Raw genomic sequence first — 15,425 nt, forward strand, 5'->3', positions numbered from 1 at the left:
TTAAAAATGGTATGCCACAAACTCATTGAGCGTAATTTTTCCATCTTCAGCAAAAAGAACGACCTCATCCCAATCGTTTTTCCCAATCCACTTTTTTGTAATCGATACTTCCCCATCCACAGCAAACAATTCGATTGATCCTTCACCCATAATTATCTTGATATCCATTGATTCGCGATCGATAATGTAGGGCATGTAATTAAAAGAATCCAATTCTTTAGATCCATCGCCAATTGTATGTTGATTGATGATGAAGAAATAGCGCCTGAGCGTATGATAACCGATATCTAACTCCTGTCCATCTTTGGATGTAAAACGGATACCAAAAACCTGAGCCATATCAAGGTATAGCCGATTATTCAGATTAAACGAAAGGTTAATTTCGAGAGGGAACTCGGACAATCTATTCAATTTTACTTCCCCGTGAATCTCTTTGTCTTTTATCGGACTGAGCTCTTTCCCCTTTACATTATTCAAATTGACTGGTTTTGAAGACAAAAAATATTGCTCCAGTTTCTTATTTAAGAATAGCTGTCGAGGAATTGAAAATGATATTTCCTCATTCTTCGATTGTTTTAGTCCATTATCCTTTTGGCTATCAATTTTCCCAATCATGTAGAGTGGCAACCCATCCCGGTAATAATCGGAGAGTGTAATACCCGCATATAAATCAGTACCATTGTCTAACCACCTTTGTTTATCGGTCAATGACTTAAACACGTATCCATCAAAATCACCAATAAAATATTGAATACCGCTGCCTTCATTTGGAGAACCTTTATCACCACTAATGAACAGCACCCATCTTTTCTCATTTGAATCAGTTTGAATCGGGAAAAAATCAAGTGTTGTCCAGTTACCAATTTTCAAAATCACATCTTCACCAAACACGCTTTCATATTGCCAATTAACTAAGTCGCCTGAAGAATAAATACGCACTTCATGATCCGTCAAAACCAACATGATCCATCGCTGAGTTTCTTCATGCCAGAAAACTTTCAGATCCGATAATGGATGATAAAAATTATCAAGCGATATCGTTAAATCAGTCTTTGGAATCCAGTTTTTCCCCCGGTCATTACTTACTGAGAGATACAGCTTTTGAATACCATCTTCGTGAAAGGTTGAATTCTTATCAGCAGTATAAAATGCGACAAACGGTGGAAGCTCATTTCCATATCCGGATGAGTTCTCCCAGTCTACTATGATGCTGCCGACTTCAATTTCATCGGCAGGTTTCGAGAATTGCACTTTGTTTGGAGTATCCCAGTGAATTAGATCTTTACTTTTTGCGAGACACAAAGCCCGTGTTTTTTCATTCAACTCGGGCTCAGAACAATGATAAAACAGCAAATATTCATGCTCAAAATGAATCAATTCAACTGGATTATCAAGTGCCATACTATCAGTAGTAAAATGAAGTTTGGAACGAGTTGAATCATCCGCAGGTTTATTGCTACAGCCAAAAACAAACAATACAAATAGTATAGGAATTACAAATTTGATCATCGCAAAAAAGTGAGATTTAAGTTTAAGAGTCAGTAAGTTTATAATTATAGAGTGACACACTGTGTGTCACTCTATATTGAAAAGTTATGTTGCTATTAGTAGCCAACGTTTTGAATATACAACCCTTTGGTGAAATCAATTTCACGTTGGGGAATTGGATAGTATTCGTCACGTGCTGCCGTAAACACAGCTTCATTCAAAAAGTCCTTTCTTGTTTTTTCTTTCGCTAAGTAGCCATTCAACGTTTCTTCAGCAATTCCCCATCGCACAAGATCAAAAAAACGAGGTCCTTCGCAAGCGAATTCCAATCGACGCTCCCAACGAAGTGCCTCTCTGGCATTCTCTTGTGTCCAAGGCAAATTGGTACCATCGTATTCTTCAACTAAATAATTAGAAGTGGGCGAACCATCAGCTAACTTCAGTCGTCCGGTACTTTGGGCTGCGCGAGATCTTACTTCATTAATCAATGGCATCGCATTGTCGTGTTGTCCCATTTCAATGTATGCTTCTGCCTGCCATAGCAATACATCAGCATAACGAATAACATCTGTATTAACAGACGTACCAATAAAAGGACCTTCCTTTTTATAGCAAGAACAGTCAGCAGCTTGTTGTTCCTTCATGGTATGGAAGAATCCGTATACTCCCGGGTCTCTCACCCAGCTGTTACTAAAAATATAAGCCTCATCGTTGCGATACTTATAAGGATGTCCATTCATCCCGACAGTATGGTCGATACGAGGATCGACAGTAACGCCATCGGTTGTGATATCTTCAGCACTTAATTCTACATCGTTAAATGTGTCATACTTTGGCAAGCCATCAGATCCAGTACCAAAAGCATTAACCATATTTTGACTTGGTGCGTGAAATCCGCAACATCCGTACTGAGGGGCACCGTGAGGATAATTTAATCCGGTAGCAAAACTCAACCGGCCATAAAATGTTCCATCGTTAATAGAGAATTGAATGGCAAAAATCGACTCCACGCCATTATCATATCCATCCAGGAAGTTTTCTGCAAAATCAGGCTGCAAATCGTATTGTCCTGAGCTAATTACCATTTCGGTTAAATCTACCACTTCCTGTAAACGTTCTTGATTGATATTGGTCACCTGGTTGTCTTCATCCTGCTCATAAGCCTGATACAATCTTAACTTAGCCAAATAGGCTGCAGCAGCATATTTATTCGCTCGTCCAACTTCTGGCTGACTTGGTGGTAAATTGTCGAGAGCAAATTCAAAATCCTCTGCGATCTTATCCCATAATTCATCATTTGAATAAACCTTATTCGACACTTGTAATATTTCGTCATTTGACATGGTTTCGTCGATATAGGGAATATATTTAAATAAAGTCTTCATAACAAAATACGAATGACCACGTAAAAACTTCACTTCGGCAATACGCTTTGTTCTGTCAGGATAGTCTGCATCAGTCAACTCGTTTAACGAACGCAAGGCAGAATTAGCTCTTGAAATAGCTCTGTAAAAATTTTCCCAAGTGTATGGATGTAGCCATCCCTGGTCAGGTCTTGTCAGGTTGTATTGTTCGTAAAAATTGACATCAGCAACGTCTCCGGTACCTCCACCACCTTTATAGGCATCATCAGAACGTACACTTCCATAGGCCCACATGCTTGACATCATGCCAATCATATCATCGTTTCCAATTGCAGCATAAGCTGCTACAACCAACCCCTCTGCACTCTCTACAGATGGAGATCCGGCGGACACTGCTCCCTGTGGTTCCGTTTCAAGGTATTCACTACATGAGGCGAAAAGGAACACCAGCAGTATAAAAATTGATATTCTATTGTTGAATTTCATAATTATTTATTTTTATCGGTTTTATAAAGAAACGTTCACACCAAATGACACGGTCCTTGGTATTGGAATAGCATCAACATTTGTGCGTTCAGGATCAGGCCCCTCAAACTCTTTGCTCTTGATAACAAATAAATTATCGACCATTGTATATACCCGTACTTGTTTGAATCCAATGCGATCCAAAATTGATTTTGGCAAGTTATATCCTAATTGAACGTTTCTAATTTTGAAGTATGAAGCATCGACATTGAAAAAATTAGACGTTTTTACCAGTTCTCCATTTCTATCGCTCAAAGTCAAAGCTGGAATAGAGGTATTCGTATTCTGGGGAGTCCAGGCATTTAGCAAGCCCGGGCCACCATTGTCGCGACCTCTGACTAACTGGTTTGCTTGCGAATAAAGATCGAAGCTGGTTTTATTCATAATACCAGAACCAAAGATTGATAAATCGAATTTTTTATAATTTAACCCGACTCTCAAGCTGTACTCTAAATCAGGCAATAACGTTCCCAGAAACTTCTGATCCAAATCATTGATTTCTCCATCATCATTCAAATCTTTGTAACGAATCCGTCCAGGTGCCGCTCCAATTTGATCGGCATGTGCGTCAACTTCTGCCTGACTTTGGAAAAGTCCATCGGTTTCATACCCGAAGATGGAAAGCTCAGAATGTCCCAAAATTGATTGTTCTACATTGCCTGGATAAGCAGTTCTTACTTCCTCTGGAAGTTCTGTAATTTGATCAGCAAAATGACTAGCCTGAGCGGTAACTTCATAAGAAAAATCGTTCTTCTCTTCAGAAAAATAGCTGATGGCAAATTCCCATCCTTTATTTTCCTTCGTAGCTCCATTCAGAAATTTTTGTTGCCCTTCACCAACAGCAGAAGCAACAGGAGGCACAATAAGAATATCGCTGGTTTTGCGAGAGAAATAATCAAATGCTCCAATTAATCGACTATTCCAAAATCCAAAATCAATACCTGCATTAACCTCATTTGTTGTTTCCCATTTCAAGGCCGGATTTGCTCCCTGAACGGCAGCAAAACCTGAAGGCAAGCTTCCGGTATTTACTCCTCCTAAATCGTAAGCAGTACCAACGTTCCAATACTGATCAAAGAATTCGACATGACCAACATCGCTAACTTGAATGGCCGCAGTTCCATAACGAGGTTCAAATAAACCAAGGCTGGCAAAATCACCAATATCCTGGTTACCAACACGCCCTGCACCTAATCGAAGTTTTAAATTTGATAAATTCTCATACTTGTCCATGAATGCTTCTTCCGAAATTCGCCATCCAAAAGTTGCAGCCGGAAAAACACCATATCGGTTATCAGCTCCAAATCGAGAGGAACCATCACGTCTTATTGTAACCGAAGCAAGATACTTGTCAGAAAGGTTGTAGTTTATTTTACCAAACTGAGAGAATAACCGGCTTGAAGTTCCAGTACCAAAGCTGTTACCTCCACTTGTTCCGGCACTCAACACCATAAATTCTTTGGTTTGAGTTGAAAAACCATTTTTCCGTCCAATTAAATCACTATAGTCATCACTTACAGCCTCAACCCCTAGTAAAAAGTCGAACTTACTTTTACCCATATCAAGTTTATAATTTAGGGTATTGGACCATGTTACATTGATAAATTTATTGGTGGTAACGATCAAACTATTAACAGAGCGAGTGATGAAACCTTCCGTAAACTTTAATTCATAGTCGTCATCTTTGTAGGTTGCATAGTCAACACCCAAATTTGTTCTGAAAACCAAATTCTTAATTGGTTGAACTTCGGCATAAACATTACCGAAGAAAAAAGTTTTATTTGTATTATCCCATCGATTTATATCCTGCATGTGCAGCGGGTTATTCCGGTCTGAGTAACCTGACCCAATCGGACCGGCATATTGACCATCTTCGGTATATACAGGAATTGTTGGAGCCAGATTAATAGCCAATCCCGGAGTAGGAGCACTACCCAAGTCAATCGTTTCGAGAGTTTCGTTCGAAGAAACATATTGGGTATTCATTCCTATTTTCAGTTTTTTATCAAAAAAACTAGTGTAACCATTAATACGGGCAGTTATTCTGTCGTAGTCGGTAAATTTTAACATCCCGGTGTTGTTTATATACCCCATGCTCATTAAAACCGACGATTTATCATCTCCACCCGAAATCGTTAATTCATTATTGGTAACATAGCCTGTTTCATAAACCTGTTCTTGCCAATCCGTATTTCCAGCTATCACATTTGGATCTCCACCGACATACTGTTGCTTACTGATATTATTAAGAACAGGATTGTCATAATCACCATTCCAATCAAAATTATAAATTTCGCCATATCCAGACTCAGGGCTAACACCATCATTTACTGATGCACGCCATAAAACTCTCCCACGATCCAGTGAATTCATCATTTTAAAGCGTTGTGGCTTTTCAGACTGAATCGACAAATTTGAATTAAACCGGATACTAACGCCGCCTTTGTTTTTTGAACCATTTTTAGTGGTTACAATTACAACTCCATTGGAAGCTCTCGCTCCATAAATTGATGAAGCGGATGCATCTTTCAATACTTGAACCGATTCGATCGAACCACCAAGACTCTGAAAAACTTCAGGCCTTTTTGTAGGAACTCCATCAATAATATAAAGTGGATTGTTATCCCCAAGTGTATTTACACCCCGAATCAAGATGCGACTATTCGCCGCATTTGGCGATCCTGTTTTCTCAATGTATAGTCCGGGAACTTGTCCTTGCAAAGCCTGCATGGTGTTTCCGGTTGACATGCTCAGATTTTCAATCGATTTTAACTCGACAACTTCAATCGCTCCGGTTAAATCAGCTTTTCGTTGGATGCCATACCCAACAGCCACAATCTCTTCGAGCCCAATTGATTCTTCCTGAAGTTGCACATTGATCACCGATTGCCCTGCAACTCCGATTTCCTGAGAACTCATCCCAACAAATGAAAAGATCAAAGTAGCATCTGAAGAAACACCATCAATGGTGTAATTTCCATCAAAGTCCGTGATGGTTCCATTGGCTGTTCCTTTTATAACGACAGTTACTCCTGGTAAAGGTGCTCCTGAATTATCAGTCACCTGACCGGAAATCTTCATCTGATTCTGAACCGTGTTCTGTACTTCATCAGCACGAGTTATAGCAACATATCTGTCAATTATCTTATAGGTATAATCTGTTCCGTTTAAAAGATCATTAAGGACTTGATCAATGTCATTATCATCATAATTCACATCAACCATCTTATTCAGTATTTCTTCATCGTATTTCAAGACAAAGTGATAGCCGGAAACCTCTTCCAACTCCTCAATCACGTCCTGAAAAGTGGAATTCATTTTCAGGGAAATATTCCCTGATTGGCCATATGAGCCGGCATATACATGCATGCTCAAAACGAATACGATAACCGCAGTTATTTTCATAATCCGTAAATTTTTTTTTAGGTCCCTAAATAATGGGACACATTCCGTTTTTTTCATAAATTTGAGATGTTTTAAGTGAATATTAGCCTTTGTCCAGAAGGCTTTTATTTTAATTCATTCCTAGCAGATCGTAAATATGTCCAGTATTTACGATCTCTATTTTTAGATAGAGAGTTCATTTTCATGACAGGTTCGTTTTTTCATAGTTAAGATTCTTACTTGTAATAGAGTAGCCAATTACTCCCAGTAAATTAAAGTCGGTTCTCCTGCTCGGGGAACAATTCGATAGTTTAATGACGATGTCATTTTGAATACCTCCAAAATTTGATCGATGGGTTTATTTTTCATGATTGTACCAAAGTATAATTCATTGGCCAATTGCTGGTTTGAAATTCTAATTTCCACATTGTACCAGCGTTCCATTTTTAGTGCAACATCTTGTAGCTTTTCATTTCTGAAGTTGATCATTCCTTCTTTCCAGGAAGTATACATATCCAAGTTAACCTCGCCTACTTTTATTTCTTTAGTTTCTTTATCGTAATTAGCATTTTCCCCTGGACTTAGTTTGAGGTATTCTTTCCCCGATTTTCCCAAAATACCAAGGCTCCCCTCAACCAGCGTTGTATTTATTTCGGTTTCATCAGAATAGGCTTGAATGTTAAATGAAGTTCCATATACTTTGAAATCGAGGAAAGGTGTGTTTATTACAAACGGATGGCTTTTATCTTTTGCAACATCAAAGTAGGCTTCTCCTTCAAGGCTGACCATGCGTTCTCCAGAACTAAAATCTCCTGAATATTTTAAATTACTTCCTGAATTCAGTTGAACCGTTGTTCCATCAGGAAGCCTTACATTCGACATTTGACCCAATGGAACCTCAATTGTAGTTTCGGCTATGTACACTTGTTGTTTCAACTGATCACCTACAAGTTCATTTTGCAAATACATTCCTAAAAAGAAAAAGATAAAGATAACCGCTGCATATTTCACAATATTGATAACCAAAGTGATCTTGCTTTTTTTAAATACATTCGCACGAATTTCACGATTCCATACCTTATCCTGATCTTCTGTTGCATGAGCAGTCAAAGCCCACGCTCTTTTTATCTGAATAAATTCAGTCTTATTTTCAGGTGAAGAATCAATCCACTCAAAAACCTCCTTCACTTCCTGCTCCGAAGTCTGACCTTTTAAATATTTTACAATGATTGAATGATCCATTTTCTACGGTGTTTATAATAGGTACACGCTCGTACCCCGAAACCCTATATTGTTTTGCCTAGAATGTTAAGATATTTTTCAGAAATGCATTATTTGTTCTCATCTCGTTGAAAATTAAGAGATAAAATGAATAACCAATTGTGCGACAATAGCCGGAAGATATTCGGCTATATTTACCTTAAGTGTTTTCAGTGCTCTGGTGATGTTGGCTTCAACCGATTTAACAGACAACCTTAGTTCATCAGCGATCTCCTGATTTTTCTTTCCCTCCAAACGACTCATCCGAAAAACCAGCTGACACCTTTCAGGCAGGTCAGAAATTGCTTGCTCAACGATATTCTCCAATTCAGAAAACTCGAGTGAATCAAAATCAAACGACTCCAGGACTTCCCTGTTTATTTGGTCTTCTTTTTCTTGCAAATGCTTATCAGCATATTTACTAACGACTTTTTGATGACGAATTTCGTTTAGACAGCCGGATTTCGCGTGTGTATACAAAAAAGATTTAATGCCACTCCGCGTTTCTATTTTCTCTCTGTTTGTCCACAAGTAAATAAAGGAATCCTGCGCCAGGCTTTTGGCTTTATCTCGATCATTAACAAATTGAGTACAAAAACCAACAATCTGATTATAATTCAATTTGAAGATTCTTTCAAAAGCTGATTCATTCCCTTTTCTTAATTGAATGACAAGAAAATCATCTAATTCTACTATTGAGGATACCATCAGAACTATCTGAATTAATTAACTGAAATAAAGCATCATATAAAAGATACAACAATGAAATATCTAATTGATATCTGAAGAATTGCATCTTGAATTAAAAGGAAAATCAGGTTCAAAAAAAACTCCCAGAACCTGATATGGTTGCTATTCTATGTTCGACATCAGGATTTGTTTGATTTCCTGCATATCGTATTTCGGCGTTGCTCCTGCTTTGGAAGCTACAAATGCTCCTGTGGCACATGCAAATGCCAGTGCATCTTTGTATGACTTATTTTCGAACATAGCAGAAACCAGTCCTGCCAGAAAAGCATCTCCAGCACCAACAGTATCTACGGCATTAATTTTAAATCCCGGATGCTCATAGAAATTACCTTCGCAATATAACTCTGCACCATTTTCTCCTTTTGTAACACAGACCAACTCAGCATCATAATGCTCCGACAACCACTGAACCATCTTTTTCTCAGTGAGGTTGTGTTTATTATGCCAGCCAGCAAAAACACGCAATTCGTCGTCATTTAACTTGATCATATCAGATTTCTGTAGCAAAGGCTCAACAATTTCCCGCCTATCGTAAGGTTTTCGGAGGTTAACATCAATCAGTTTTATCGCATCACCTTCGAGGAGTTTGACAAGCGTATTGCGGGTTTGCTCATTTCGCGAAGCCAACGAACCATATACTAAAAGCCCACATTCTTTTGCTTTAGACTGTAATGAATCAGTCAGCTGGAGATTATCCCATGCAACTGGTTCACATATTTCGTAGGTCGCATTGTTGTTGGCATCCAAATGCACCAGCACTTCACTGGTTGGTAACTTTTCATCAACTTGAATATATTCGGAACTTAAACCGGAACGTTCGATAAAGGTCTTCAATTCTCTACCTGCTTCATCATTCCCGATTCGACTTGAAATCGCTGCGTTTTGACCAATAGCATTCATATGCAAAGCCACATTCATAGGAGCTCCACCGGGTTTTGCTCCTGATGGAAGACGATCCCACAATACCTCTCCAATGCAAAGTATTTGCTTATTTTTGATTTTCATTATTCTTGAATTTAGTTTAGTTACAACTTCTGATGACGTTTTTTCATATCTACTTGTATTTCTTCCAAAGATTTACCTTTGGTTTCGGGTAGTACTTTCCAGGCAAAGAAAAAGTGCAGCACCATCATGATGGCAAAGAAGCCAAAGGCAGGCCCGCCACCAACTACGTTATTTAAAACCGGAAATCCCCAAATTAAAGCTGCTGCCATTATCCAGTGAGTAAATGTACCTAGTGCCTGTCCCTTTGAACGCACCTTATTAGGGAAGATTTCTGAAATAACAACCCAAAGAACCGCTCCCTGAGAGAAAGCAAAGAAGGCGATGAATCCCATCAAATAAATCATAACTCCGTAACCTCCCAAATCAGAATAGTTTCCAGTGAAAAATGACTTTGAAAGCATTCCGAGAAAAAATACCATACCTACTGATCCGATCATTAAAAGTGTACGGCGTCCATATTTATCAATTAGGAACAATGCGACAAAGGTGAATAGCAAGTTTGTTGCACCAATTGAGATCGACTGCAGCAATGACGCTCCAGTTGCGAATCCGGCCATTTCGAAAACCCGTGGTGCGTAAATCATGATGGCATTTATACCGGCCAACTGATTAAAAGCGGCCATTAAAATGGCAATTAGAATAGGAAATCGGTTTTCTTTCGTAAATAATTTCCCCTGATCCATAGAAATCTCCTGCGCTACAGACTCCTGAACAATACGAACTTCTTGTTTCGGATTTTCAGCTTTAATTCGGGTAAAAACGGCAAGAGCCTCGTCGTTGCGCCCCTGATTAACCAACCATCGTGGACTTTCGGGCACCAAATTCAGCAGTAAAAAGAAGGAGGCAGCCGGAATTGCTTCAACACCAATCATCCAACGCCATGATCCAGTTTCAAAGACTTGTGCCAAAAGATAATTGACTACAAATGCCATAAAAATGGCAGTTACCACAAAAAACTGGTTTAACAATACCAGCTGTCCGCGCTTTTTGGCTGGCGATATTTCGGCAATAAACATGGGAGTAACCACTGAAATACATCCCAATAGCACACCTGTTATAAAACGAAAGAATAATAAAAGCTCCCAATTTATAGCAGTCGCACTACCAATAGTAGACAAAGCAAATAAACCGGACAAAGCAATCAGCGAACGGCGTCGACCAAATCTTTCAGCAGGCTTCCCAATTATTAAAGTCCCCACAATAGTTCCCAAAATAGCGATAGCAATTGTAAATCCCAGCCAGAAGCTATTTAAATCAAACAGCTGTTCAAGCTGTGAAGTAGTTCCTGACATCATCGCAATGTCGTAACCAAACAGAAATCCTCCTAGGGCAATAATGATTGCAACAGTAAATACGTTTTGTGTTTTCATTCGAAGTATTGGTTTAAATAGATTTAGAGCAAACTTACGATGCTCCGTATCCAACCCACTTAGTTAATGATACGGTGTTTAGCAACCATGTTACATTTTCAACTTTTATAACAAAAGCTGTCACTTATGTAACAAGTTTGGTAAACATGCTACCAAAAATCATTGATTGTCAAACAGCTTAACGAACCACAACGAACTGAAAACACCATTATTTTTTTTAGGACTGAAAGCCTTTTGTTATTCGATGATGAAATTTGAATCAGTTAGCTTTCTATGATGTTCTAATTATTCATTGCCCATTTCATCTGCGATGCTACCTGTATCCTAATCTCGTTTCCCTAACTCGGGGAATTTTTGTTGTGGCTTACTTTAACGACGATCCTTCAGCGTCTTTTCCATATAGCTAGTAGATTGAGGTGGACGATAGCTCAGAGGTAGAAAATATAGTATAGCGCACCATGTCAAAATGAATTTGCATAAACGAGCCTCTATAGAGGGACCGACACGATTATTTTCACGCTAAAACATTTTTTTTTAATCGAAGGGTAAAAATGCATGCTGAAAACCGACTTATCGAATGTTTATTAAACTTTTTAGTTGCACTTCTCCCATTATATAAAGAATCCGCTTACACAATTATTTGACAAATTTTTATTTTTTTGCAAAATAATGCAATGCTTTCTATCACTCTGACTTCAATTACAAATACTTTTTTAACGACTGACTGAAAGCACTTTCCTCGTTTGACAATGCCTTACGGAAAAGAGATTTCAACTCTTCCGGCCCATTGTCGACCAAATAAGAGTGCGAAGTAAAATTCAACAAATCCAGGTCATTGTAATCATTGCCAATACCAAATGTCATGTGATGATGAATATTTTCCTGATCGCACAAAAACTTAACAGCATTTCCTTTCGACACATCTCTGTGAAAAATCTCCATCCAAATGAAATTGGTATCCAGCGGCGACGAAGTTCTGACAACCTTGATATCGTCAAATTGCTTTTTCAATTCTGATTTTATCTGGAAAAACAAATCCGGTTTATTCGGAAAAATGATTAGAAACTGGCACGCGTCATGTTGTAGTTTTTTCAGTATTGGTAATTTCTCAGACACTGCATTGTGAAATTCAAAATAGCGCTCGAACTCTTCACAAGAATTTTCTCCCCGAAAATACCAACATCTAAAATTCTCAGGTACCGCGCGAAACAAATGAAAATTCATCTTTTTACGAACAAAATACTGAATGATTCCCTGAGTCGTTTCTCGCGAAAGATTTTGCTGATAAACCAGTTTCTTCGCTTTCCAATCGTAAATTCCTGCACCAGAAGAAAATGCCACATAATCGAAAGGCAAATGTTCCGGAATTACTTCCTGAACCTTTTGAAAATTACGTCCGGTAGCAACAACGCGTAACACGCTACGCTCACCCAAAATATTCAACATTTGGATGTCATCCTCACTAATCGATTTATCATTTTTTAAAAATGTGCCATCCAGGTCGGTGGCCACTAAACGGATGTCTTTCATGTGTTTATAATTGTTTATTTTTTGCAACACATGGAACTCGCTCTAAATAATCATGCTTCTGTGTGTGAATATATTTAAATGCTCTTTTCATCACTTAATCCAATAACTGGTAACTACTAATTTGCACCGGAGCACTCAACGAGGGCAGTACTTTTTCCAGCAAGATGCCTTCGGTTGGTCGGTGGTTGTGCCCAAACGTGGCCCGAACACCCATCGAAATAAATTGAACGGCCCGATCCAGAGCAATTGGTAGACTATCGCCTTGCAACAGCGAACCAACCATCACACTGGCAAAGGCGTCACCTGTTCCCGGATAATGTGCGGGAATGTAATCGCATCCGACACGCCAAAACCGGTGATCAACTTTGTTGTACGCAATAACCGATGAGTTATTTCTAGAATCTCCATTCGGTACGCTGGTAATGATTACTTTCTCGGGGCCCAAATCAGCAAGCCGTAAAACCCACTCTTTCAACTCAGACAACTCAATACCTTTATTGTGCTTTTCATTCAAAAGAAAAGCTGCTTCGGTCAGATTTGGGGTGATCACATCTGCCGACGACACCAACTCCTTCATCTTTTCTACCATTTCCGAATTGAACGCGGTATACAATTTACCATTGTCGCCAAGCACCGGATCAACAACAACTAAGGGATCAGACTTCGAAAAATCCTGTATAAACTGAACAACCGTGTCCACTTGGCTGGCAGCTCCCAAATAACCCGAATAAATCGCATCAAAATCAACTTCCAGCTCTTTCCAGTGATCAATCATGGGTTGCAAATCCTTGCTTAAATCCACCGCATGAAAGTTTGGGAACGCACTGTGCGACGAAAGCACAGCTGTTGGAAGCGGACAAACCTGCACTCCCATCGATGACAAGATCGGGATTACGACTGTGAGCGATGCACGTCCAAAACCACTTAAATCATGAATTGCCGCCACGCGGGGAACACTGTTTCGTTTCATTCGATCGACTTTTATTTGTTGATGTACTTGCCAAAAGTAAAGAAATACTGACAAGTTGTTATTTAAACAATGAGAGATAAGCGACTCTTCGCTGTTAAAATTTAATTGAGATTGATGATTATTTATCCTCCGATACACCCTTTTGTCTGCATTCAAGAAAACTCAATCCCATTCGCAAATCGCCATAACTAAAACCGTCACCCAAAGCCTCACGAGCAGCAGAAAAGCTTTTGTTTTCAGCTTTTTCAAAGTAGGAAATAATTTTATCAAGCTTTTCTTTGGTCAGAAACTGGAGTGCGTCAAGTTCTCCTTCCCTAACAAAATGAGCCAAATGGCTTTCAATGGTGGATGCTGCCAATCCTCGTGCTGCAGCTACTTCCTGAATATTTTTCCCCGATTGAAAGATCTCCAGACTCATTTTTTTGGTGTCCGGTTTTGGCTCCTTCTTCTCCTTCGAAACTTCCTTCAGCGGAATTTCTCCGCGGTCAATTTTATTTTCTTCGCAATAGCCGAGAATCAAGTCAGTAATATCGGCTCCGAACTGTTCAATTTTCCTTGCCCCGAGTCCGTTGATCAACGCTAAGGATGCAGAATCCGTTGGCAGGTAATTGACCAGCTCGATCAATGATTTTTGCGAAAAGATCATGTACGGAGGAATCCCAAGTTCTGTCGATTTTTCATATCGAAAAGAACGGAGCAAGTTGAAAAGCTCAGGATGCGGAATATCTTCCAGATTCGTAATTTCCTTCGCCTTTTGCTTTTTAGGCTTCGAAGGACTATTTTCAATCAAAGCCTTTGCCCGGGCATCCATAATTTCATTCACATAAAAACCATTGTTACACGCTGCATAACCAGCCATTTTTGCTTTAGCTTCCTGCTCCAAATCTCCCGCCCATCTGGTAATTTGACGCTTTATTGTTTTATTATCGATGTCAAGGTCCGCTTTTTCAATCCCCTCAACGATAATGGTTTGTACTTTATCCTGAAAATAACCGGCGGCTTTTTTGACTCGCTCCTGAAGCTTATCATTCTTTTCCACATCAGGCATTTCCTGTAAATGACTCTCAATCTGCTGTTGAAATTTGTCACTTACTCCAACCACTTCTGCTTGCAGGGCATCTTTCATTTTTCGAAACCGTTCGACAAACACATCTGTAAAACTCCCCCGATTTTCATGGATCGTTTTGTTGATTGAATTCACCAGATAAGCAATCCGGTAAAAGCGGAAAAGTTCCAACAGTTGTTCTTTCTGAAAAAGTACTTTCGCCTCGCTCAACTCTTTTTCGCCGGGCTGGTTTTCCTCAACCTGTTGAATAAAGCCGTGAACCGTTTGATCAGTTATAATACTTTGGTTTGAAATCGGGGTTTTCAGCACCAGCCCTTCCAGTGTTTTGCACCGGCTGAGAGCCACATAAACCTGTCCGTGTGCAAACGATGCTTCGGCATCAATAACCGCCTTGTCGAATGTTAACCCCTGGCTTTTATGAATGGTGATGGCCCATGCTAACTTTAATGGGATCTGGCTAAATGAACCTTCCAATTCCTCTTTGATTTCGGCTGTATTTTTGTCAATCGAGTACTTCACGTTTTCCCACAATAAAGCACTCACTTCAATCTCACTTTCATCACCGGGACACTTCACCGAAACAATCTTCTCCTCAATGTCGGTAATCTTACCAATCTTACCGTTATAAAATCGTTTTTCAGGATCAGGATCGTTCTTTACAAACATGACCTGCGCGCCAACCTTCAACCGTAATTCAGAATCAGTTGGAAACG

Annotated in this window: 10 protein-coding genes; all 10 read right to left on the reverse strand. The window is 39.3% G+C overall.

Going from position 1 to position 15,425, the window contains the following annotated elements; genetic code table 11:
• Complete coding sequence (locus ACTB00_RS11510) at positions 1 to 1,509, reverse strand: GH32 C-terminal domain-containing protein (RefSeq protein ID WP_463300065.1); 1,509 nt, start codon at positions 1,507 to 1,509, stop codon at positions 1 to 3.
• A 95-nt stretch (positions 1,510 to 1,604) separates the two neighbouring features.
• Positions 1,605 to 3,338: a RagB/SusD family nutrient uptake outer membrane protein gene (locus ACTB00_RS11515; protein WP_463300066.1), complete on the reverse strand. Its 1,734-nt coding sequence runs from the start codon at positions 3,336 to 3,338 to the stop codon at positions 1,605 to 1,607.
• Positions 3,339 to 3,359: 21 nt separating this feature from the next.
• Positions 3,360 to 6,782 carry a TonB-dependent receptor gene (locus ACTB00_RS11520; protein WP_463300067.1) on the reverse strand — a complete coding sequence of 1,141 codons (3,423 nt, stop codon included), beginning with the start codon at positions 6,780 to 6,782 and terminating at the stop codon, positions 3,360 to 3,362.
• Positions 6,783 to 7,019: 237 nt separating this feature from the next.
• Complete coding sequence (locus ACTB00_RS11525; protein ID WP_463300068.1) at positions 7,020 to 8,003, reverse strand: FecR family protein; 984 nt, start codon at positions 8,001 to 8,003, stop codon at positions 7,020 to 7,022.
• A 114-nt stretch (positions 8,004 to 8,117) separates the two neighbouring features.
• Positions 8,118 to 8,729: an RNA polymerase sigma-70 factor gene (locus ACTB00_RS11530; RefSeq protein ID WP_463300069.1), complete on the reverse strand. Its 612-nt coding sequence runs from the start codon at positions 8,727 to 8,729 to the stop codon at positions 8,118 to 8,120.
• A 144-nt stretch (positions 8,730 to 8,873) separates the two neighbouring features.
• Complete coding sequence (locus tag ACTB00_RS11535; protein ID WP_463300070.1) at positions 8,874 to 9,776, reverse strand: carbohydrate kinase family protein; 903 nt, start codon at positions 9,774 to 9,776, stop codon at positions 8,874 to 8,876.
• Positions 9,777 to 9,796: 20 nt separating this feature from the next.
• Positions 9,797 to 11,146 (reverse strand): sugar porter family MFS transporter, encoded by a 1,350-nt coding sequence (locus ACTB00_RS11540; protein WP_463300071.1) that lies wholly within the window; start codon positions 11,144 to 11,146, stop codon positions 9,797 to 9,799.
• 699 nt (positions 11,147 to 11,845) lie between these two features.
• Positions 11,846 to 12,676: an HAD family hydrolase gene (locus tag ACTB00_RS11545; RefSeq protein WP_463300072.1), complete on the reverse strand. Its 831-nt coding sequence runs from the start codon at positions 12,674 to 12,676 to the stop codon at positions 11,846 to 11,848.
• 94 nt (positions 12,677 to 12,770) lie between these two features.
• A complete protein-coding gene (locus tag ACTB00_RS11550) occupies positions 12,771 to 13,646 on the reverse strand; it encodes a pyridoxamine kinase (protein ID WP_463300073.1) in 876 nt (291 codons plus the stop codon).
• A gap of 118 nt (positions 13,647 to 13,764) precedes the next feature.
• A partial coding sequence (locus ACTB00_RS11555; RefSeq protein WP_463300074.1) for a helix-turn-helix domain-containing protein occupies positions 13,765 to 15,425 on the reverse strand: 1,661 nt, incomplete at its 5' end.

It is taken from the genome of Sunxiuqinia sp., assembly GCF_055140945.1.

What these genes read in the sequence shown, in the direction of transcription:
- ACTB00_RS11510 (WP_463300065.1), bottom strand. Translation starts at nt 1,509, where the DNA reads ATGATCAAATTTGTAATTCCTATACTATTTGTATTGTTTGTTTTTGGC.
- ACTB00_RS11515 (WP_463300066.1), bottom strand. Translation starts at nt 3,338, where the DNA reads ATGAAATTCAACAATAGAATATCAATTTTTATACTGCTGGTGTTCCTT.
- ACTB00_RS11520 (WP_463300067.1), bottom strand. Translation starts at nt 6,782, where the DNA reads ATGAAAATAACTGCGGTTATCGTATTCGTTTTGAGCATGCATGTATAT.
- ACTB00_RS11525 (WP_463300068.1), bottom strand. Translation starts at nt 8,003, where the DNA reads ATGGATCATTCAATCATTGTAAAATATTTAAAAGGTCAGACTTCGGAG.
- ACTB00_RS11530 (WP_463300069.1), bottom strand. Translation starts at nt 8,729, where the DNA reads ATGGTATCCTCAATAGTAGAATTAGATGATTTTCTTGTCATTCAATTA.
- ACTB00_RS11535 (WP_463300070.1), bottom strand. Translation starts at nt 9,776, where the DNA reads ATGAAAATCAAAAATAAGCAAATACTTTGCATTGGAGAGGTATTGTGG.
- ACTB00_RS11540 (WP_463300071.1), bottom strand. Translation starts at nt 11,146, where the DNA reads ATGAAAACACAAAACGTATTTACTGTTGCAATCATTATTGCCCTAGGA.
- ACTB00_RS11545 (WP_463300072.1), bottom strand. Translation starts at nt 12,676, where the DNA reads ATGAAAGACATCCGTTTAGTGGCCACCGACCTGGATGGCACATTTTTA.
- ACTB00_RS11550 (WP_463300073.1), bottom strand. Translation starts at nt 13,646, where the DNA reads ATGAAACGAAACAGTGTTCCCCGCGTGGCGGCAATTCATGATTTAAGT.